Annotated in this window: 19 protein-coding genes; 12 read left to right on the top strand and 7 right to left on the bottom strand. The window is 38.7% G+C overall.

Translation table 11 applies throughout. The features are described 5' to 3' along the window. Nucleotides 1–32 precede the first annotated feature (32 nt). Nucleotides 33–1,058: an acyl-CoA reductase gene (locus JK629_RS13480; protein ID WP_202336129.1), complete on the bottom strand. Its 1,026-nt coding sequence runs from the start codon at nt 1,056–1,058 to the stop codon at nt 33–35. 63 nt (nt 1,059–1,121) lie between these two features. Between JK629_RS13480 and JK629_RS13475 the strand changes: the two genes are divergently transcribed. Next, on the top strand, nt 1,122–1,472 hold the full coding sequence (locus JK629_RS13475; RefSeq protein ID WP_202336128.1) for a 4Fe-4S dicluster domain-containing protein: 351 nt from the start codon (nt 1,122–1,124) through the stop codon (nt 1,470–1,472). A gap of 83 nt (nt 1,473–1,555) precedes the next feature. On the opposite strand, the gene JK629_RS13470 is transcribed toward JK629_RS13475, so the two are convergent. From JK629_RS13470 to JK629_RS13460, 3 genes are all read right to left on the bottom strand, one after another. Next, nucleotides 1,556–2,092 (bottom strand): hypothetical protein, encoded by a 537-nt coding sequence (locus tag JK629_RS13470; protein WP_202336127.1) that lies wholly within the window; start codon nt 2,090–2,092, stop codon nt 1,556–1,558. Nucleotides 2,093–2,239: 147 nt separating this feature from the next. Beyond that, nucleotides 2,240–2,776 carry a hypothetical protein gene (locus JK629_RS13465; protein WP_202336126.1) on the bottom strand — a complete coding sequence of 179 codons (537 nt, stop codon included), beginning with the start codon at nt 2,774–2,776 and terminating at the stop codon, nt 2,240–2,242. Nucleotides 2,777–2,984: 208 nt separating this feature from the next. Continuing rightward, nucleotides 2,985–3,458 (bottom strand): hypothetical protein, encoded by a 474-nt coding sequence (locus JK629_RS13460; RefSeq protein ID WP_202336125.1) that lies wholly within the window; start codon nt 3,456–3,458, stop codon nt 2,985–2,987. Between the two features lie 164 nt (nt 3,459–3,622). Here JK629_RS13460 and ychF point away from each other — a divergent pair, with 164 nt between their 5' ends. Beyond that, complete coding sequence (gene ychF / locus JK629_RS13455; RefSeq protein WP_202336124.1) at nt 3,623–4,717, top strand: redox-regulated ATPase YchF; 1,095 nt, start codon at nt 3,623–3,625, stop codon at nt 4,715–4,717. A gap of 64 nt (nt 4,718–4,781) precedes the next feature. On the opposite strand, the gene JK629_RS13450 is transcribed toward ychF, so the two are convergent. From JK629_RS13450 to JK629_RS13440, 3 genes are all read right to left on the bottom strand, one after another. Further along, on the bottom strand, nt 4,782–5,786 hold the full coding sequence (locus JK629_RS13450) for a phosphatase PAP2 family protein (protein WP_202336123.1): 1,005 nt from the start codon (nt 5,784–5,786) through the stop codon (nt 4,782–4,784). Between the two features lie 86 nt (nt 5,787–5,872). Further along, the gene (locus JK629_RS13445; protein WP_202336122.1) at nt 5,873–6,163 is read right to left on the bottom strand and encodes a chaperone modulator CbpM; all 291 of its coding nucleotides are present in this window, start codon (nt 6,161–6,163) and stop codon (nt 5,873–5,875) included. Continuing rightward, complete coding sequence (locus tag JK629_RS13440; RefSeq protein WP_202336121.1) at nt 6,163–7,071, bottom strand: DnaJ C-terminal domain-containing protein; 909 nt, start codon at nt 7,069–7,071, stop codon at nt 6,163–6,165. The genes JK629_RS13445 and JK629_RS13440 overlap by 1 nt, the downstream gene beginning before the upstream one ends. A gap of 272 nt (nt 7,072–7,343) precedes the next feature. Between JK629_RS13440 and JK629_RS13435 the strand changes: the two genes are divergently transcribed. From JK629_RS13435 to ppk1, 10 genes are all read left to right on the top strand, one after another. Beyond that, nucleotides 7,344–9,194 (top strand): DNA topoisomerase IV subunit B, encoded by a 1,851-nt coding sequence (locus tag JK629_RS13435; RefSeq protein ID WP_202336120.1) that lies wholly within the window; start codon nt 7,344–7,346, stop codon nt 9,192–9,194. 156 nt (nt 9,195–9,350) lie between these two features. Continuing rightward, complete coding sequence (locus tag JK629_RS13430; RefSeq protein ID WP_225626031.1) at nt 9,351–12,020, top strand: DNA gyrase/topoisomerase IV subunit A; 2,670 nt, start codon at nt 9,351–9,353, stop codon at nt 12,018–12,020. Between the two features lie 673 nt (nt 12,021–12,693). Next, a complete protein-coding gene (gene rpsA, locus JK629_RS13425) occupies nt 12,694–14,544 on the top strand; it encodes a 30S ribosomal protein S1 (protein WP_202336119.1) in 1,851 nt (616 codons plus the stop codon). A 142-nt stretch (nt 14,545–14,686) separates the two neighbouring features. After that, nucleotides 14,687–15,226, top strand: coding sequence for a bifunctional pyr operon transcriptional regulator/uracil phosphoribosyltransferase PyrR (gene pyrR, locus JK629_RS13420; protein ID WP_202336118.1), 540 nt, complete (start codon nt 14,687–14,689; stop codon nt 15,224–15,226). A 64-nt stretch (nt 15,227–15,290) separates the two neighbouring features. After that, a complete protein-coding gene (locus JK629_RS13415; RefSeq protein ID WP_202336117.1) occupies nt 15,291–16,229 on the top strand; it encodes an aspartate carbamoyltransferase catalytic subunit in 939 nt (312 codons plus the stop codon). Further along, nucleotides 16,219–16,554 (top strand): ribonuclease Z, encoded by a 336-nt coding sequence (locus tag JK629_RS13410; protein WP_202336116.1) that lies wholly within the window; start codon nt 16,219–16,221, stop codon nt 16,552–16,554. Before JK629_RS13415 ends, JK629_RS13410 begins: the two co-directional genes overlap by 11 nt. A 94-nt stretch (nt 16,555–16,648) precedes the next feature. Then, nucleotides 16,649–17,554: a ribonuclease Z gene (locus JK629_RS13405; RefSeq protein ID WP_202336115.1), complete on the top strand. Its 906-nt coding sequence runs from the start codon at nt 16,649–16,651 to the stop codon at nt 17,552–17,554. A gap of 123 nt (nt 17,555–17,677) precedes the next feature. Then, nucleotides 17,678–18,322, top strand: coding sequence for a pyridoxamine 5'-phosphate oxidase (gene pdxH / locus JK629_RS13400; protein WP_202336114.1), 645 nt, complete (start codon nt 17,678–17,680; stop codon nt 18,320–18,322). 33 nt (nt 18,323–18,355) lie between these two features. Further along, a complete protein-coding gene (locus JK629_RS13395; RefSeq protein WP_202336113.1) occupies nt 18,356–18,841 on the top strand; it encodes a SixA phosphatase family protein in 486 nt (161 codons plus the stop codon). Next, nucleotides 18,841–20,937: a polyphosphate kinase 1 gene (gene ppk1 / locus JK629_RS13390; RefSeq protein WP_202336112.1), complete on the top strand. Its 2,097-nt coding sequence runs from the start codon at nt 18,841–18,843 to the stop codon at nt 20,935–20,937. The genes JK629_RS13395 and ppk1 overlap by 1 nt, the downstream gene beginning before the upstream one ends.

Here is a 20,937-nt window from a genome sequence, read left to right as displayed (position 1 = left end):
CCACTAATTATGTGGGAATTAAGAATATTTTATCAAGGAAGTTTCAACAGGAAGTCAACTGTGTCTACTCCATCAGCATAATCCCACAAATCTGGAGTTTGCGCCATTCCAAAAGGTACTTCATTTGGAAGATTGGCATTTGAAACCACACACTGTATGTTTTCTGACTGGACTTCCAATACTTTTTTAAGCTTTTGGAAAGAACTGAATTTTTCATAGAAAACTACCGAAATAGGAGAGGAGAAACCATTGTCTTCTTTCAGTAATAAAAATTCATTGTCCAATAGCGGAAAGCTATCCATCAAATACACCGCCTTGTTATAATCATAATTGTTGATGTATTTGTGGTTATGAATAATTTCCTTCCAACTGTACATTGCCTTGAAAAAAGCTTCAAAATCATAATTTTCAGGAATATATATTTTTGATACATTTCGGCAGCCGAGACCAAAATATCTAAATATATCATCGGCAAGGGCCGTGAGTTCTTCCTCGGTTTCATTGCCTGTTAGCACCGCAACGGAATTTCTGTTCTTGCGAATAATGTGCGGATATTTTCCAAAATAATATTCAAAGTAACGAGCGGTATTATTACTGCCCGTGGCGATGACTGCATCAAAATCTTTCAATCGACCTTCGGTAAATTCAATATAATTTTTGAAGTCCGGCTCCACGGAAATTAAATAATTTGAAAAGAAGGGTAAAAGTGTTTTGTCGTTTGAAGAGAGTTTTGCTAGCACTTTGTTTCCGGTTATAAGCACTGAAAGGAAATCGTGAAAACCTACCAAGGGAACATTTCCCGCCATTATGATAGCAACGATTTTTGGATTGGTCTCTTCCATTTGGTAATTAGAAATCCACTGCTGAATATTTTCTTCTGAAAGTGCTTCGCTCCAGCTTTTTAACGCAAACCTTATATTGTCCTGTGTAAACCAGCCATTCTCAGCTTCGGCAATTTGAAATATTCTTTTCGCCTCCTCATAATCATTTTCGAATGCAATACGTTTTAGATAGGTTCCTAATGCGATAAAAGCGTTAATTCTTTGTTTTAATTGCATACTTATTTTGGAGTTGCGATTGATAGGCATTAAATTTGCGCAAAGTTAGAAAAAGAATATCCCATGGCAATTATAATAACCGATGAATGTATAAACTGTGGCGCTTGCGAGCCTGAGTGCCCTAATACCGCAATCTATGAAGGTGCTGATGATTGGCGCTATGCCGATGGAACCGATTTAGAGGGTAAAGTAGTTTTGCCAAACGGAAAACAAGTAGATGCCAATGAGGCACAAGAGCCCGTGAGCGATGAAATTTATTTTATTGTACCAGATAAATGTACCGAGTGCAAAGGTTTTCATGACGAACCGCAATGTGCGGCAGTATGCCCGGTAGATTGCTGTGTTCCCGATGATGATCACGTGGAGTCTGAGGAGGAACTTTTGGCAAAGCAGGCTTTTATGCATAAAGACTAAAACAATACTATTATAATTAAAAAACGGCTCTCAGTTCAAACTGAGAGCCGTTTTTCATTTTGTGGGGATAGTTAATAATTATTCTACATTTTATCTTTTTTCACATCACTTTTTACATTGAGTTTATAAACTTCCGAGACGATTGCGTCTGTTTTTGCGTCATATCGTTCTACCACAAAGTTGCCCTCTGTATTAAAGTAACCAAATGAGGATTTTCCATCTTGAGACATAATATAATAACCATTTTGGGAAGTTGGTTTTATAACAGCGTATTCTTCATTAGTTGCATTGTCCTTAATAGTCATTAAACGGTAACCTTCCTCATCCTTTTGATTAAGAAACTTAAAACGGTTTCCTTCATAGTCGTAAGTTACATCAGTATCTACCTCAATAGGTTTCATAACCACACTTTGGTTGGTTTGGTTGGCATCACTATCTTTTAATGTCAACACCTCTTTTTTGGTTTGGGTCACTGCCTTGGTAGCCGTATCAGTTCCTTTATCGTCGGTTACCGAGGTCTTGGTAACTACTGTTTGCTTTTCTGTGTTTGTGTTTTTATCTACTTGGGCGAAATTAGCCGAAAAGGAAAATATTGCTAAAAGTAACATTGCTTTTTTCATAATATAGTTTTTAAAGGTTATATTCAAAATTAGGACTTGTGTTTGTTAATTTGTGGTAAAGGTTTGATAATGAAAAGCTAATTCATTTAAATGCAAAAAAAATACCAGTTTTCTGGTATTTTTTTATCGCTCTCTTTAAAAGGTATTTTACATCTTTTGTTCCTTCATCATGCTTTTGCTTTTATCATCAAGCTTGAAAATAGTTGTTGAAACATTATCTGTATTGGAATCAAATCCCTCAACTACAAAATTACCGTATTGGTTAAAATAGCCAACTGATGTCTGACCATCTTTTTTAAAAAGGTAATATCCTTTTTGACCTAATGGTTTCAATTTAGCGTATTCTGAGTTTTGTGCTCCGGTAACAATTTGATTCAGAATGTATCCATTGTTGTCAGCACTGAAACTATATTTGTTATTGTTAAAAGTATAACTGTAGTCAGTATTGATGGTTATAGGCGTCATTGTAACACTATAGTTAGTTTTAACCACATCTGTATTCTTCAACGCTAATTGGCGTTGTTGAGAAATTGTGGCCTTTTGGGTTTCTACATCAATTCCCTTGTCGTCTTCAATATAAGTTTTCTTTACAATAGTTGTTTCTTTTGTGTTCGTGTTTCTGTCAACTTGTGCGAAACCTGAGGTAAACGCTGCAAGAGCAAAAACAATGAGTATCTTTTTCATAATAGTTTATTTTGTGATTATTAATTTTCTTACGTATTAATATAACTATTGAAGACAAGATTGACCAACTTAATTTTATAACTTTTTGCTAAACTTTTTTGGATACACACTTCATTTTGTTAATTTCTATTAAAATGAAAACGTTCAATAAAAAAAAGCCCCGTCCATAATAAAAGGACGGGGCTTTAATAAATAGAATATAGTTATTTTAATCTTTTTTCAACTTGGCCATTCCTTCTGGACGTTTTGTTAAGGCAGCTCTTCTCGCTTCAAGCTCTTTTTGTTGTTGCATTAATTTTTCTTGACGCTGTTTTTCAGCCTCCGCAGCAGCTTTTTCTTTTTGAATGGCAATATTTTTTGCAAGTTCGGCTTCCTGTCTTTGCTTAATTGCTATCTGCCCTTGTTGATTGGCAGCATCAATAGAAACATCATCTGCCACTACTTTTGAATCTACATCTCTTTTAGTAATTACTTTTGATGCTTGATCTTGTTTATCGTTGTCTTCCACCTTTATAATTTCCTTATCGGTTTCGGTTTCGGCAACAACTTTGGTTTTCACATCAGTACCCTTTTGGGTAACTTTTTTTACGGTGGTTGTAGATTGAACATCTGTATTTTCCTGGGCGAATACACCCGTTATGGTCAAAACTGCAACGGCTAGACTTAAGATTACTTTTTTCATATAACTGGTTATTTATTGTTAAGAAGTAAAACTAAACCTATTATCGTTAAATTCTTGTAAATTTTTAGTGAAATAAAACCCAATCTTTTTCAGAAAACCATTCTCTTACAATTAGCAAAATTCTTTTTTGATAATGTATATTTGCACCCTGAAAAAATAAAATAATGAAAGCAGGTATCGTAGGATTGCCAAACGTAGGGAAATCCACTCTTTTTAATTGTCTATCAAATGCAAAGGCACAAAGTGCAAACTTCCCTTTTTGTACTATCGAGCCCAACATTGGGGTAGTGAACGTTCCCGATAAAAGATTGTTGAAACTTGAAGAATTGGTGAAACCCGAACGCGTAATTCCAGCAACTGTTGAAATTGTTGATATCGCAGGATTGGTAAAAGGGGCCAGTAAAGGTGAAGGATTGGGCAACCAATTTTTGAGCAACATCCGTGAGACCGATGCTATCCTACACGTTTTGCGTTGTTTTGATAATGATAATATAGTCCACGTTGATGGCAATATAAATCCAATTCGCGATAAAGAAACAATTGATATTGAACTTCAATTGAAGGATTTGGAAACGGTTGATAAAAAGCTTGAAAAAGTGAAACGTGCCGCGCGAACCGGAAACAAGGATGCACAAAAAGAAGAAGCCGCATTGCTAAAAGTAAAATCTGGATTGGAAGCAGGAATCTCTGTACGCGCTATTGAATTATCCCAAGAAGAAAGGGAAGAATTTATTGCAAACGCACAGTTCATTACAGATAAACCCGTAATGTATGTTTGTAATGTAGATGAAGGCTCGGCAGCCACCGGTAACGCCTATGTTGAAAAAGTAAAGGAAGCCGTAGCTGGCGAAAATGCTGAGGTACTTGTTCTGGCAGTTGGCACAGAAGCAGATATTACCGAACTGGAAACTTTTGAAGAACGCCAAATGTTTTTGGAAGACCTGGGACTTGAAGAAGCGGGTTCAGCAAAGTTGATCCGCAGTGCCTATAAATTATTAAACCTACAAACCTATTTTACAGCAGGTGTAAAAGAAGTAAGAGCATGGACCATTCCTGTAGGAGCTACTGCGCCGCAGGCTGCGGGTGTAATCCACAGCGATTTTGAAAAAGGGTTTATTCGTGCTGAAGTAATTCGGTATGATGATTATGTTACCTACGGCAGCGAAGCCAAAGTAAAGGTAGCTGGAAAAATGGGGGTAGAGGGAAAGGACTACATCGTAAAAGATGGCGATGTGATGCATTTTCGTTTCAATGTATAATCAGAAAAAAAAGAATCCCGCTCTTGCGGGATTTTTTATTTAAGAAAATTTTCAAAAAGAAGTTCTAAAACGTATATCTAAAAGCCATTCCATTGTAACTGTCACCATTAAAACTGGTTCCAGAGCTTGGGTAAATATCTATATTTTCCACCTTCTTTTTATGCAGTTCTGGGACCAAAATCCCGGTCCCCGCTCCTAAAACATATCCGAGAAGTACATCAGTTAAAAAATGCTGTCCAGCTTCCATCCGTAACACACCAACTGCGGCCGGAAGTGTTGCGGCACCTGCCCAAACAAAAACTTTTCCGTTTGCATCTGGATTAAAATCGCTAAAAGCCTTTGCGGCAAAAAAGGTTGCGGTGGCCGTAGCTGCTACGTGCCCCGAATAAAAGGAGCGTTGTCCGTTATTTTTAAACCTTCTATCATCACCCGTATCTCCACTGTTATCATATACATACGGACGACTTCTATTTACCAATCCTGCAGTTATTGTATAAATAGCTGCTGTTGTAGCCAAACTTTCAATGTAAAGTCCCACATATTGGCCAGTATGGTCGTTAATTTCGTCATCAAATAAAAAGGCAAAAGGCGCTGCAAAAGATAGTGCAAATGGAATGTCGCTAATAGCATTTGCACTTTTGTTATGTTTCCCCGCTACCCATTGGTCTAAAAAGTTTAATTTGTCGATCTCTTTTTGTAGACTTTCTTCATTCAAAAACTTTTCCCGCTCTGACAAAGGCAGATCTTCTTTGTTTTTAATAAGTATCAATCCATAGGCGCTAGCTCCAAGTGCCGCACCCGTCCAGATCCCATCACGAACCCATTTCCATTCATAGGGGGAATTACTTTTTTGGGCGTCATAAACGGTTTTATCGGTTGGATTGAAGTTTGTTGCTGAAGTTAGGTCATGGATATTTTCAGCGTCTGAACTTAAATCACCCGAACCTGTTTCCGTATTATTTTGAGGTGCTGATTCGTGGCTGATTGAATTTGTTGAATTGAAATTGGTTTGCTGTGCAAAAAGATTAATAGAAACCAATAAAGTGAATAGTATCGTTGTTTTTCTCATAGAAGATAAAGATATGGGATTGTGCATTTCCCTAAATTCCATTTAACATTTCATTAAAAAGAATTTACCGTTCCTTTTGGAAATAACTATTCGTACAACCTCAGTCTTTTTTGAAGCAAATCCATTTCCCTTTCTAGTTTTTTCATCCGTTTTAACATCTGTTTTATGGCATCCAGCCCTTCAAAATTGATGCCTAAATCATTGTGTAGGCGAAACATACGTTCTATTTCCGCAATGTCCTTCAAATCAATAAAGAAATCGTTATCCTGTTTTTCATAGGTTATCAAATCGTATTCAAACAGATTTTTAACGAAAGTATCCTCTATATGGGTTTTTTCGCAAAAATGCTTTACCAATATGTATTTTTCTCGTTCCATTATCTCAGTTTTGAAAGTTCAGTAAAAAGTTCTTTTTCTTTTTTTGAAAGGTTTTTCGGCAAGTCAATTTTATAGGTTATATAAAGATCACCATACTGTTCCTCTTTTTTGTACTTGGGAAATCCTTTGCCTTTCAGTTTAACTTTAGTGTCGTTTTGTGTTTCAGGTTTTACTTGCAGCTTTACTTTTCCGGTTAAGGTTTCAATGGTTATCTCGCCGCCCAAAAGTGCTGTGTAAAGTGAAATATTTTCAGTGGAATATAAATCGCTCTCCAGTCTTTTGAAGCGCGTATTGTTGAAAATTTCAAAAGTGATAAAGAGATCACCTTTTGGTCCGCCGTTCATCCCTTCGCCACCGTAACCTTTTATTTTGATGGTCTGTCCATCCTCAACTCCTGCAGGAATCGTTAGCCGAATTTTCTTTTCGCCAATGGTAATGGTCTGTTTTTGGCTTTTCAGAATATCAGTCAAATTAAGTCGAAGGGTAGCGTTCAAGTCTTGTCCCTTAAACTGTGCAGTCTGCTTGCGCCCCCCGCTGCGACTAAAACCACCACCGCCAAACATCGATTCAAAAAAGTCTGAAAACTGGCTTTCGTCAAAACCCTGTGCGCCGCCAGTATAGGTGCGTTGTCTTCCAAAACCTTGTGAACCTTGTTGCCGCTTGGCTTCTTCAAAGGCATCGGCGTGTTGCCAATCTTTTCCGTATTGGTCGTATTTTTTACGTTTTTCTGGATCGCTCAACACTTCATTCGCTTCATTTATTTGTTGAAATTTCTGTTGGGCAGTTTTATCATTGGGGTTTAAATCGGGGTGTAGTTTTCTGGCAAGTTTGCGGTATGCCTTCTTTATATCCGCTGCAGTGGCACTCTTGTCCAGCCCGAGAACTTTGTAGTAATCTATAAATTCCATTGAAGTTTTTGTTTGTGGGATGAAATTATGAAAAGATATGCAACAAGGCAATGACGAACCTCATTCTTTGCAAAAGTTTAGCAATACTCTAATTCCCTACCAAATTCCATAAGTCATTCCAAATTATTTTATTCAACCCTCCAAATATTCCTGATTTTGTGTCAACAAATAATTACTAACAATAGCAGACGTTTTATTGTTAATTACTTTCCGAAGTATTGGTTTCACAAGTGGTAGCGTATATTTATATTAGCAACCCTACACCAAATCTTATGGCCGAAACGCAATATACCGAAGACAACATACGCTCGCTCGACTGGAAAGAACACATCCGCATGCGCCCGGGGATGTATATTGGTAAGTTGGGTGACGGTTCCTCGCCCGATGACGGTATCTATATTCTTCTGAAAGAGGTGATAGACAACTGTATCGACGAGTTTGTAATGGGCGCCGGAAAGACCATCGAGGTTCGAATAAAAGACAAAGAAGTAAAAGTGCGTGATTACGGGCGTGGCATTCCATTGGGGAAAGTGATCGACGTAGTTTCAAAAATGAACACGGGCGGAAAGTACGACAGCCGCGCGTTTAAGAAATCTGTTGGGTTGAATGGCGTTGGTACCAAGGCCGTAAATGCGCTTTCCGCATTTTTTAAAGTGGAATCGGTTCGCGATAATCAAATAAAAGCTGCTGAATTTTCCTTGGGGGAGTTGACCAATGACGTTGCCGTTGAGGAAACCACAAAACGAAAAGGAACCAAAGTGGTTTTCATGCCTGATGAAAGCATTTTCAAAAACTTCAAATACAGAAATGAATATGTAGAAAAAATGCTGAAAAACTACGTCTATCTCAATCCGGGACTGACGATAGATTTCAATGGCGAAAAGTTCTATTCCGAAAATGGCTTGAAAGATCTTTTGATGGAAACCATTTCCGAAGAAGACTGCGCATACCCAATCATCCATCTTCGTGGAGATGATATTGAAATAGCCTTAACCCACAGTAAAACCCAATATAGCGAGGAATACCACAGTTTTGTGAATGGGCAAAATACCACGCAGGGTGGAACGCATTTGGCCGCTTTTCGCGAAGCTTTGGTTAAAACTGTACGCGAATTCTACAATAAGAATTACGATGCCAGCGATGTGCGGAAATCGATCGTTTCGGCAATCAGCATCAAAGTAATGGAGCCGGTTTTTGAAAGCCAGACAAAAACAAAACTCGGCTCAACCGATATGGGCGGCGATCTGCCCACAGTGCGGACGTTTATAAACGATTTCGTAAAAACGCAGCTTGATAATTTTCTGCATAAAAACCCAGAAACGGCCGACGCTATTCAACGAAAAATAATTCAAGCGGAAAGGGAAAGAAAGGAACTTAGCGGCATTCGTAAACTCGCAAAGGATCGCGCTAAAAAAGCGAGTCTTCACAATAAAAAATTACGCGACTGCCGGGTGCATTTGGGCGACGTGAAGAACGAACGCAATCTGGAATCTACTTTGTTTATTACTGAGGGAGATTCCGCAAGCGGAAGCATTACCAAAAGCCGCGATGTAAATACGCAGGCCGTTTTTTCACTTCGTGGGAAACCGTTGAATACCTACGGTATGACCAAAAAAATTGTATATGAAAACGAGGAATTCAATCTTTTGCAGGCCGCGTTGAATATCGAGGATTCGATGGAGGATTTGCGGTACAACAATATCGTAATCGCCACGGATGCCGATGTGGATGGAATGCACATTCGTTTACTTTTAATCACATTTTTCTTGCAGTTTTTTCCTGAATTGATAAAAGAAGGGCATTTATATATTTTGCAAACGCCGCTGTTCCGTGTTCGAAACAAAAAGGAAACCATTTATTGCTATTCCGAAGAAGAACGCATCAACGCTATAGAAAAGCTAAAACCAAAACCCGAAATCACCCGCTTTAAAGGTTTGGGTGAAATTTCTCCGGATGAGTTTGTGCATTTTATTGGCAACGACATCCGTTTGGATCCTGTAATGCTTGATAAATCTATGAGTATTGAGGAACTGCTTTCGTTTTATATGGGAAAAAACACGCCGGACCGGCAGGAGTTTATTATTGATAATTTGAAGGTGGAACTTGATAGGGTGGAGGAATGAAAAAAGTATTTAGTGTTCAGTAGCAGTTCACAGTGCGCTCGCAATTTATCGCGTGCATTATAAAAAATCTCTGCGACCTTTGTGCCTCTGTGGTGAAAACTTACCGCAACAACGCAGAGAATGCAAGGAATAGAAATAAAGAATAGATAATAAATAATGAGTGACCAACTCAACAATAACGAAGAAGAACAAACAGGCCCAGACTATTTGGGCGTAAACGGCGATACTTCCGGAGAATCTATTAAAAAGGTAACCGGAATGTACCGCGATTGGTTTTTGGATTACGCCAGCTATGTAATCCTTGAACGCGCCGTGCCTGCAATTGAGGACGGTTTTAAACCTGTGCAGCGCCGCATTATGCAATCGATGAAAGATTTGGACGATGGGCGTTACAACAAAGTTGCAAACATCGTTGGGCACACCATGCAATACCACCCGCACGGCGATGCGAGTATTGCCGATGCAATGGTACAAATCGGCCAAAAGGATTTGCTCATCGACACGCAAGGTAACTGGGGAAATATTTTAACAGGTGATAGCGCAGCTGCTTCGCGATATATTGAGGCGCGTCTTTCAAAGTTTGCGTTGGACGTGGTTTACAACCCAAAAGTTACGAGATGGCAAGCTTCATACGACGGACGAAGAAAAGAGCCAATCAACCTTCCGGTAAAATTTCCGTTGCTTTTGAACCAAGGCGGGGAAGGGATTGCTGTGGGACTTTCCACCAAAATCCTTCCGCATAATTTTATTGAACTTATTGATGCTTCCATCAAGCATTTGCAGGGCAAAAAGTTTACTATCTATCCAGATTTCCCAACGGGCGGACTGATGGATGTAGCCGATTACAACGATGGTATGCGCGGCGGAAAAATCCGCAGTCGAGCGCGCATAAACCAACTCGACAAAAACACGCTTGTAATTACCGAAATTCCCTTTGGCACCAATACGTCATCATTGATTGATACCATTCTAAAAGCCAACGAGAAGGGAAAAATAAAAATTAAAAAAATAGAGGATAACACCGCTGCCGAAGTGGAAATCCAAATCCATTTGCCGAGCGGCATTTCGCCCGATAAAACCATTGATGCGCTGTATGCATTCACAGCTTGCGAAACTTCCATTTCGCCATTGGGTTGTGTAATTGAGGATAACCGGCCGTTATTTGTTGGTGTTTCTGAAATGCTTCGCAGAAGTACCGACCGCACGGTGGATCTGCTGAAAAGCGAACTTGAAATCCAATTGGATGAGCTGGAGGAGCAATGGCACTTCGCTTCCCTCGAAAGAATTTTTATTGAAAACCGAATCTATCGTGACATCGAGGAAGAGGAAACTTGGGAAGGCGTAATTGCTGCAATAGATAAAGGTTTGCAGCCCCACATCCAGCATTTGAAGCGTGCCGTAACTGAAGAGGATATTGTTCGTTTGACTGAAATCCGTATCAAGAGAATTTCAAAATTTGATATTGATAAAGCACAGCAGAAGATTGATGCACTGGAAGATAGCATTGCCCAAATAAAGCATCACTTAGCGCATCTGGTGGAATATGCTATTGATTATTTCAAAAGACTAAAAAAAGATTATGGTGCAGGGAAGGAGCGCAAAACTGAAATTAGAACTTTCGATGATATTGAGGCTACCAAAGTTGTAATCCGCAATACAAAATTATACGTTAATCGCGCTGAAGGTTTTGTGGGAACGAGTTTAAAACGTGACGAATACGTTACCGACTGCAGTGATATAGACGACATCATCGTCTTTACTGAAGACGGTACAATGATGGTCACCAAAGTAGATCAAAAAACCTTTGTGGGCAAGGGTATTATTCACGTTGCGGTATTCAAAAAGAAGGACAAACGCACCATTTATAATATGATTTATCGCGATGGTGCCCGCGGCGCAAATTACGTAAAACGTTTTGCGGTAACCTCCATCACGCGCGACAAGGAATACGATATGACCAATGGAACTAAAGGCTCCAAAGTGCTTTATTTTACGGCCAATCCGAATGGCGAGGCAGAAGTTGTAACCATTTATCTGCGCCAAAGTGGAAGTATCAAAAAGCTGAAATTCGATCTCGATTTTGCAGATCAATTAGTGAAGGGAAGAAACTCAAAAGGAAATATTGTAACCAAATATTCTATCAAAAAAATTGAGTTGAAAGAAAAAGGCCTTTCAACGCTAAAACCCCGTAAAATATGGTTTGACGATTCTGTGCAGCGATTGAATGTGGATGAACGCGGCGAACTTTTGGGCGAGTTCAGAAAGGAGGATAGGTTGCTGATTGTTAAACAGAGCGGGGTTGTTAAAACGGTAATCCCCGATATTCAGCTTCGTTTTGATGACGATATGATAATTATTGAAAAGTGGGATCCTAAAAAGCCGTTGAGCGCCATATATTGGGAAGGCGAAAAAGAGCTTTTTTATGTGAAGCGCTTTTTGATTGAAAATCCCGACAAGGAAGAAACCATTATTACAGAGCATCCCAATTCTTATCTGGAAAAGATTTTCACAGATTACCGACCTATGGCCGAAGTGGTTTTCGCCAAAAAAAGAGGGCAGGAGCGTGAGGAAAATTTAGAGGTTAATTTAGAAGAGTTTATTGCGGTCAAAGGCATAACGGCAATGGGCAATCAATTGACCAAAGAAAAGGTTTTGGAGATTAACATGATGGAGCCGCTTACATATACGCCTCCCACGACTACGGAGCCCGAGGAAATGGACGTGGTGGATGAAGAGGATTTGAATGAGGAAACAAATACTCCCCATGATGAAAATGAGCCTGATGAATCCATTACCGATAATGATGGGCAGGGACGATTATTTTGATGTTTCGAAATAATTATATAAAAAACCCATTTTCCATTTTATTTCAAGACTGCTAAATAGTTATTTTTAGGACTGGTCAAGGAGGGGTCAAACTCTAGGATCACCCGTATATTAGTCATAGATAAGTCATAGATAAGCCATAAATAAAGTATGAATACAGTATGAAACCTACGGAATGAACATACTGAGGGTTATAAGAATAGTGTAGGTTCTAAATAACACTTTATTTAGTGATTCTTTGAATATCTACAATGCGCCAACTTCTGAGAAATTTCGGTTACTATATTTGATAGGATAAAAACCTGAAATGTCTCCATGCCTAGCAATGCTTCTGTAATAAATCTTAAAGCTGTAGTTCTTGAATTATTATGGAAACCAAATTGCAGGATCTTTGTAAAATTTATAGCTTGGGTTAAACCAAGGTGTACAACGCATTTTATGTAAAAATATATTTCTGCAGTTTCTTCCCCAAAACCTTTTGATTTTCAAAAGAAAAACCTTATTTTTGCGCCCCTCTTAGCGACGAGTCAAGAATAAGAGGAATTAAAAACTAAACTTAAACAAACCCTTCTGTGGGATAGTCGCATTAAAGTCTTGTAACAGCGCAGAATACAAAGCATTGGTTTTTCATTTCCGCGAAGGCGAAAATCTCAAAAATCAATTTTACAAACAAATGGCTGATAAAGCAAACAAAGAAGAAGTGCAGGTAGAAGATACCGCTACTCAAAACGGGGAAACTACAAAACCCCAAAAGGAAGTTTCCCTAAAGGAAAGCAATCCTGAAAAATTTCTAAAGGAATTCAACTGGCACAACTACGAAGAAGGGATTGACCCAATCGACGACGGTAAGCTTGAAGAATTCGAAAAATTGGTAGCTGAGAATTTTGTTGACACCCTTGACGATGAGGTTGTGGAAGGAAAAGTGGTTTACATCACAGACCGTGACGCAATCATAGACATCAACGCGAAGAGTGAAGGGGTGGTTTCGTTGAACGAATTCCGTTACAATCCAGATTTAAAAGTTGGTGACAAAGTAGAAGTATTGATCGACGTTCGTGAGGACAGTACTGGTCAATTAATTCTTAGCCACCGTAAAGCTAGAACCATTAAGGCTTGGGACCGCGTAAACGCTGCCCACGACGAAGGTACAATTGTAAACGGTTACGTAAAATGCCGCACAAAAGGTGGTATGATCGTAGATGTTTTCGGTATCGAGGCTTTCTTGCCAGGTTCGCAAATAGATGTTAAACCAATCCGTGATTACGACGTTTACGTTGGTAAAACAATGGAGTTCAAAGTGGTTAAAATTAACCACGAATTCAAAAACGTTGTTGTTTCGCACAAAGCGCTTATTGAAGCGGATATTGAAGAGCAGAAAAAAGAAATCATCGGCCAACTTGAAAAAGGACAGGTACTTGAAGGTGTTGTTAAAAACATTACTTCATACGGAGTATTTGTTGATCTTGGTGGTGTTGATGGACTTGTTCACATTACTGACCTTTCTTGGTCACGTATCAACCACCCGAACGAGATTGTTGAGCTTGATCAGAAATTGAACGTTGTTATCCTTGATTTCGATGAAGATAAAACGCGTATCCAATTAGGTCTTAAGCAATTAAATCCTCACCCATGGGAAGCTCTCGGTGAAGAGTTGAAAGTTGGTGATAAAGTAAAAGGTAAAGTAGTTGTTATTGCAGACTACGGTGCATTTATTGAAGTTGCTGAAGGTGTTGAAGGTCTTATCCACGTTAGCGAAATGTCTTGGTCTACACACTTACGCAGCGCACAGGATTTCGTAAACGTTGGTGATGAGGTGGAAGCGGTAATCCTTACAATGGATAAGGAAGAGCGCAAAATGAGCCTTGGCATCAAACAAATGACTCCAGACCCGTGGACTGACATCACTAATAAATACCCAGTTGGTTCACGCCATAAAGGTATTGTTCGCAACTTCACCAATTTTGGTGTTTTTGTTGAACTTGAAGAAGGTATCGATGGTCTTATCTACATTAGCGACCTTTCTTGGACCAAGAAAATCAAGCACCCAAGTGAATTTACCAACATCGGTGACGAATTGGAAGTGGTTGTGTTGGAATTGGACGTTGAAGGTCGTAAACTTAGTTTAGGTCACAAACAAACCGAAGAAAACCCTTGGGATAAATACGAAGACGAATTTGCTGTTGGAACCAAGCACACTGCAACTATCGATGAGGTAGTTGACAAAGGGGCAACCGTAAAATTCAACGATGATATCGTAGCTTTCGTACCAAGCCGTCACCTTGAAAAAGAAGATGGTTCTATGTTGAAGAAAGGTGATGAAGCAGAATTCCAAATTATTGAATTCAACAAAGAATTTAAGAAAGTGGTTGCTTCGCATATGACTATTCACAAAGAAGAAGAAGCGAAGATTGTAAAAGCTGCCGCGAAAAAGCAAGCTCAGGATGCTGAGGAGGCAAAACCAACATTAGGTGATGCCAATGCAAAATTGCAAGAGCTTAAAGACAAAATGGACGGTAAAAAATAATCGTTTCATTTATAAATAATGAAAAGCCTTTCGTTTCCGAAAGGCTTTTTTGTTTTATAGAATTCAATCAATTCTAAATACATCGTCTTTAAAAGCCAAAAAAAATGTATTTTTGCTCTCTGAATATAATTCAGAACTTCCTATGAGCCAAAAAGTGTTACTGAACGCAACCGAGATAAACATTGCGCTTAACCGTTTGGCTTGCCAATTGATCGAAAAACACGACGATTTTTCAAAAACAGTACTTATCGGAATCCAGCCTCGTGGCGTTTTTTTAGCAGAAAGGTTGAAAACGCTGTTGGAGAACGAATATAAAATCAAGAATATCAAACTTGGTTATTTGGATATTACTTTCTATCGGGACGATTTCCGAAGAAGTGAAAAACCGCTTGAGGCCAACAAAACCCGAATTGATTTTATCGTGGAAGATAAAAATGTTGTTTTTATTGACGATGTGCTTTTCACCGGAAGAAGCATCCGCTCTGCATTGACAGCGATGCAATCTTTCGGAAGACCTTTGGAAATTGAATTGCTGACGTTGATAGACCGCCGTTTTAGCCGCCATTTACCGATCCAACCAGATTATAGAGGAAGACAGGTAGATGCAATTAATGGCGAAAAAGTGAAAGTTTGCTGGAAAGAAAACGATGGAGAAGACGCAGTGTACCTCGTTAAAAATTGAAACCGAAACTGAAATCGAAAGACCGACAACTGAAAACCGATAACCGATAACAGAAAACCGAAAAATGAGCGAACTAAGTGTAAACCACTTACTGGGAATAAAATACATCACCGAAGCCGATATCCAACTCATCTTCGAAACGGCAGATCATTTTAAAGAAGTAATCAATCGGCCAATCAAAAAAGTCCCATCGCTTCGTGATATTACCATTGCCAATCTCTTTTTTGAAAACAGTACTCGAACCAAACTATCCTTCGAATTAGCTGAAAAAAGGCTTTCGGCAGATGTTATAAATTTTGCGTCATCAAGTTCTTCGGTAACCAAAGGCGAAACACTAATTGATACGGTAAACAATATCCTTTCAATGAAAGTTGATATGGTGGTGATGCGACACCCAAATCCTGGCGCAGGCGTATTTCTTTCAAAACACGTAAATGCAAGTATCATTAACGCTGGAGATGGTGCCCACGAACATCCCACACAAGCTTTGCTCGATGCTTATTCCATTCGGGAAAAGTTGGGTGATGTTGCTGGAAAAAAGGTTGTGATTGTTGGTGACATACTACATTCCAGAGTTGCATTGTCAAATGTTTTTGCACTTCAAAAACTTGGAGCAAAGGTTAAGGTTTGTGGTCCTAAAACGCTTATACCTAAATATATAGAAAAACTTAATGTAAGTATTGAGACAAACTTACGCAATGCGTTGGAATGGTGTGATGTAGCAAATATGCTACGCGTGCAGAACGAACGAATGGACATCAGTTATTTTCCAACAACTCGTGAATATACACAGCAATTTGGCCTCAATAAAAAAATACTCGATTCCTTAAATAAAGAAATTATTGTTATGCATCCCGGCCCAATAAATAGAGGTGTTGAAATAACAAGCGATGTGGCAGATAGCAAACAATCCATTATTTTGGAACAGGTACAGAATGGCGTTGCCATACGTATGGCAGTAATTTATTTATTGGCTTCAAAAATAAAACATCATGAAGATTGAGAATCACCCAAACTATGTGGTCCTTGAAGATGAAAAGGAAGACATTATTGACTTTGCATCGTTTATTGAAAATCAGGTTCCTTCAAAATATAAAGGGCAAAATGTAGTATTGAACCTTTTAAAATACGATAAACTGGAATTGCCGCATTTATTGCAATTCCTTAAAACTTCCAATCTTCACCGTAAAACCAAGCAATCCTTTGTAATTGTGAACAATGCTATCGATTTTGATGACGTTCCTTTTGAAATGATTGTTGTGCCAACCCTGCAGGAAGCTGGTGATATAGTGGAAATGGAGGAGATTGAAAGAGACTTGGGATTTTAAAAAGGTTTGCAGTCGCAGTAAACAGTCACAGTTTATATTTTAAAATTGAACACTACTGTAAACTGCGACTGCGACTGAAAACTTACAATTTAAAATGAAAATTACAATCCTCGGATGCCATTCTGCAACACCCACAGCCGCAGCACATCCAACGGCTCAGGTTTTGGAAATAAAAGGGCATTTGTTTTTGATTGATTGCGGCGAGGGGACGCAAATGCAACTTCGAAAATATAGAGTAAAGTTTTCGCGAATTCGACATATTTTTATTTCGCATCTGCACGGCGACCATTTTTATGGGTTGGTGGGGCTTATTTCTACTTTTCTTCTATTGGGAAGGGAAGCCGAACTTCACATTTATGGGCCAAAGGGAATAAAGCAGGCCATTCTGCTTCTTTTAAAACTGGGGAAAGCTTATACCAATTATCCCTTGTATTTTCATGAATTGGAAGAAACTACATCTCAAATTATTTTTGAGGATGAAAAAGTTATTGTGGAAACAATTCCGCTAGACCACAGAGTTTATACCAACGGATTTCTATTTAGGGAAAAACCTGATGACAGAAAATTGGATGTTGAAAAAGCTCGAAAACTTAATATAGATTTAAGCTATTACAACAAAATAAAGCAGGGTTTTGATGTAGTGAACAGAGAAGGAAAGCTCATTCCAAATAAAAGTATAACTTTTGATCCTCCCGCACCCAAAAGCTATGCCTATTGCAGTGATACGGCTTATTACCCTGACATAGTTCCGCAGATTAAAAACACAACCGTGCTGTATCACGAATCAACCTTTTTGGAAGAACATCACCATCTTTGTGAAAAGACCAAGCACAGCACCGCTAAGGAAGCGGGCGTAATTGCGCGAAAGGCAAAGGTGGGCACTTTAATCCTTGGGCACTATTCCGGGCGATATGGGAATTTGGAACTTTTCCGAAAAGAAGCGAAGGAAGTCTTTGATAATGTGGAATTAGCAGAGGATGGGAAGACTTTTTCCTTTTGAAACCTGCAATTAAAATAGAAACAAAAAAAATCAACACCTTGCACAGCATATTTTAATACATATTTAATAAGCCACTGTTTCAAAGAATTTTTAAAACTCTTAACTTGCGTTAAAACTTGAACTATGGCCGAAAAGCTTCACGATTATCGAAAATCATATGAAAAGGGTGAACTTTCCAAAACATCGGTTGCTGAAAACCCGATGCAACAATTCCGTACCTGGTTTTTTGAAGTGAAAGAGAGTGGGGGTGTTGACGAAGTAAATGCAATGACGCTCACTACTATCGGCACTGATGGTTTTCCAAAGGGTAGAGTGGTTCTTCTTAAGAAATATGATGAATACGGTTTTTATTTTTACACCAATTACAGCAGTGAAAAAGGCAAATCCATAGCTCATAATAACAGGGTTTCACTCTCCTTTTTTTGGCCGAATATGGAACGCCAAATAATAATAAAAGGAACTGTTGAGAAAACTTCAGAAGTAGATTCAACCAATTATTTTCACTCTAGACCAAAGGGAAGCCAGCTTGGCGCTGTGGTTTCGAACCAAAGCGAAGTTGTGGAATCTCGCGAAGTTCTTGAAAAAAAATTAAAAGATCTGGAGGCAAAATACGAAAATAAAGAAGTTCCAAAACCAAAGGATTGGGGCGGGTTTTTAGTAAAGCCAGTTTCCATTGAATTTTGGCAGGGCAGGCCCAATAGGCTTCACGATAGAATTCGTTATACTTTGGAGGGCGACGATTGGGTTATTGAACGTTTGGCGCCATAGTTTTAAAAATTCCAAAAAACTGAAACAATTTTTATGAAAACACTATACTTAGTAAGACACGCCAAGTCATCCTGGAAACACGATGTGGATGATCATAAACGCCCTTTAAAAGGAAGAGGGGAACGTGATGGAAAACTGGTGTCAAAAAAAGTGGGGAATGATATTGATCCCCCCCAGCGAATAATCAGCAGTGATGCTACCCGCGCACTTTCCACAGCATATTTTTTTAAAAATGCGCTAAAAATTGATGACTCAAACTTTGAAATCAATCATGAGCTTTATGATTTTAGCGGTCAAAACGTAATGCGAATCATAAAATCATTGCCAGATAGTCTCGATAAAGTAATGATCGTGGGGCATAACCATGCTTTTACTTCCGTTGCAAATATGCTTGGAAACAGGTATATTGACAATGTTCCCACTTGTGGTTTTGTGATGTTGCGTTTTGATGAAGAAAAGTGGAGCGATATAACCACGGGTGAAACCGTTAAAACCATTTTCCCACGGGACCTCAAATAATGACCGAAAAAATTGATACACATATACAAGTTCGCAATCAATACAATAATCGGGAATTAAGCTGGCTACAGTTTAATGCCCGTGTTTTGCAGGAAGCGAACGATAAAAAACTGCCTTTACTGGAAAGGCTTCGGTTTTTGGGTATATTTTCGAATAATCTGGATGAGTTTTTTAAAGTGCGTTATGCTACCATTAGGAGGATAGTAGAGGCCGGGAAAACAGGGCGTAGTTTTTTGGGAGGCATTTCGGCAAAAGATCTTTTGGAGGAAATCACCCTTACAGTAATAGATCAGCAAGCCCATAGTTTAAATATTCTCAGCAATATTCAAAAAGAACTTCGGAAAGAGAATATCTTCATTATTGATGAAACTGAGATTACCCCAGACCAAAGCAAGTTTATTTCTGAATATTTTATTCGTCATGTGAGTCCTGCAATGATGACAATTATGATAGGCGAACTAGATGAATTTCCTAGCTTGCGCGATAGCGCAGCATATCTTGCCGTTACTATGGTAATGAGCAAAGAGGACGATACTTTTGAGGCCAAGCATAATTATGCACTTATCGAAATTCCCCGAACGATAGACCGTTTTGTGGTGCTTCCGCCGCAGGGAGAAAAGCAATATGTTATTATTCTCGATGATCTTATTAGACATTGCCTTCACAATATTTTCAGCATTTTTAAATATGAAACCATTTCGGCACATATGATTAAGATTACACGTGATGCCGAACTAGACATTGACAGTGACTTAAGCAGAAGTTTTATTGAAAAGATTTCAAAAAGTGTTAAAAATAGAAGTGTGGGCGACCCCGTACGTTTTGTATATGACAAGAGTATCGATAAGAAAACACTTCAGTTTTTATTGAACAAGATGGGAATTGACAAAACGGATAGTATAATACCCGGTGGGCGTTATCACAACCGTCGTGATTATATGAATTTTCCTAGATTGGGAAGACCAGATTTGCAGTACGAGCCACAGGAACCATTGCCAATTCCAGGATTGAGCTTACAGGGAAGTCTTTTTGACAGAATAGCAGAGAAAGATTATTTACTGCATGCTCCCTATCAAAGCTTTATGTACGTGGTGAAGTTTTTACGCGAAGCTGCACTGGATCCCAAAGTAAAATCAATCAAAATCACAATCTATCGTTTGGCAGAAGTATCGCACATAGCAAGTTCGCTTATCAACGCAAAAAAGAACGGAAAAGACGTTACGGTACAGATAGAGCTTCAGGCGCGCTTTGACGAGGAAGCAAACATAGAATATGCAGAGCTACTCCAGAGTGAGGATATTCGTTTGATTTTTGGCGTAAAAGGATTGAAAGTTCACTGCAAGGCGTGTCTTGTGGAAAGAGTGGAAAATAATAAAAGTGTACGCTACGGAATTTTAAGTACTGGAAATTTTAATGAATCTACAGCCCGTTTATATACTGACTATACCCTTTTTACCGCAGATCAGCGTATTTGTAAAGAAATAAATAAAGTTTTTGAGTTTTTTGAGGTAAACTACCAAGTACGAAAATATCGTCATCTCATTGTATCGCCGCATTATACCCGCAAGGCGCTTTACCACTTAATAGATACGGAAATTAAGAATAAAAAAGCAGGACTGCCTAGTGGTATAAAATTAAAACTGAATAGCCTTTCTGATTATAAAATGATTGATAAGCTGTATGAAGCAAGTAGGGCTGGAGTAAAAATAAAGATGATTGTTCGCGGCATTTGCTGTTTGATACCTGGAGTTAAAGGGATGAGCGAGAATATTGAAGCCATAAGTATTGTTGGAAAGTATTTGGAGCACCCACGTTTATTTATTTTTGAAAATGCTGGCGATACCAAAATATATATTTCTTCTGCGGATTTTATGGGAAGAAACCTTGACAATAGGGTTGAAATCACCTGTCCAATATATGATGAGGACATTAAACAAGAGATTCTTGAAAATTTTGAAATTGGGTGGAGCGATAACGTGAAGGCCCGGGTAATAAGCATTCATAATGACAATGCCTATCTAAAGAACAACAAGCCACCGGTGCGCTCCCAATTCAAAATGTATGATTATTATTTAAATAAACTAGAAGTAAGCTAA

It is taken from the genome of Aequorivita iocasae (genome assembly GCF_016757735.1).
GTDB lineage: Bacteria > Bacteroidota > Bacteroidia > Flavobacteriales > Flavobacteriaceae > Aequorivita > Aequorivita iocasae.
The sequence above is the reverse complement of the archived record's forward strand: the minus strand, read 5'-3'. Positions and strand labels throughout refer to the sequence as shown.

Coding starts and splice junctions, on each gene's coding strand:
- rpsA (WP_202336119.1), top strand. CDS start 12,694: ATGGCTGATAAAGCAAACAAAGAAGAAGTGCAGGTAGAAGATACCGCT.
- JK629_RS13470 (WP_202336127.1), bottom strand. CDS start 2,092: ATGAAAAAAGCAATGTTACTTTTAGCAATATTTTCCTTTTCGGCTAAT.
- JK629_RS13410 (WP_202336116.1), top strand. CDS start 16,219: ATGAAGATTGAGAATCACCCAAACTATGTGGTCCTTGAAGATGAAAAG.
- JK629_RS13450 (WP_202336123.1), bottom strand. CDS start 5,786: ATGAGAAAAACAACGATACTATTCACTTTATTGGTTTCTATTAATCTT.
- JK629_RS13480 (WP_202336129.1), bottom strand. CDS start 1,058: ATGCAATTAAAACAAAGAATTAACGCTTTTATCGCATTAGGAACCTAT.
- pyrR (WP_202336118.1), top strand. CDS start 14,687: ATGAGCCAAAAAGTGTTACTGAACGCAACCGAGATAAACATTGCGCTT.
- JK629_RS13430 (WP_225626031.1), top strand. CDS start 9,351: ATGAGTGACCAACTCAACAATAACGAAGAAGAACAAACAGGCCCAGAC.
- JK629_RS13415 (WP_202336117.1), top strand. CDS start 15,291: ATGAGCGAACTAAGTGTAAACCACTTACTGGGAATAAAATACATCACC.
- JK629_RS13440 (WP_202336121.1), bottom strand. CDS start 7,071: ATGGAATTTATAGATTACTACAAAGTTCTCGGGCTGGACAAGAGTGCC.
- ychF (WP_202336124.1), top strand. CDS start 3,623: ATGAAAGCAGGTATCGTAGGATTGCCAAACGTAGGGAAATCCACTCTT.
- JK629_RS13395 (WP_202336113.1), top strand. CDS start 18,356: ATGAAAACACTATACTTAGTAAGACACGCCAAGTCATCCTGGAAACAC.
- pdxH (WP_202336114.1), top strand. CDS start 17,678: ATGGCCGAAAAGCTTCACGATTATCGAAAATCATATGAAAAGGGTGAA.
- ppk1 (WP_202336112.1), top strand. CDS start 18,841: ATGACCGAAAAAATTGATACACATATACAAGTTCGCAATCAATACAAT.
- JK629_RS13460 (WP_202336125.1), bottom strand. CDS start 3,458: ATGAAAAAAGTAATCTTAAGTCTAGCCGTTGCAGTTTTGACCATAACG.
- JK629_RS13465 (WP_202336126.1), bottom strand. CDS start 2,776: ATGAAAAAGATACTCATTGTTTTTGCTCTTGCAGCGTTTACCTCAGGT.
- JK629_RS13445 (WP_202336122.1), bottom strand. CDS start 6,163: ATGGAACGAGAAAAATACATATTGGTAAAGCATTTTTGCGAAAAAACC.
- JK629_RS13475 (WP_202336128.1), top strand. CDS start 1,122: ATGGCAATTATAATAACCGATGAATGTATAAACTGTGGCGCTTGCGAG.
- JK629_RS13435 (WP_202336120.1), top strand. CDS start 7,344: ATGGCCGAAACGCAATATACCGAAGACAACATACGCTCGCTCGACTGG.
- JK629_RS13405 (WP_202336115.1), top strand. CDS start 16,649: ATGAAAATTACAATCCTCGGATGCCATTCTGCAACACCCACAGCCGCA.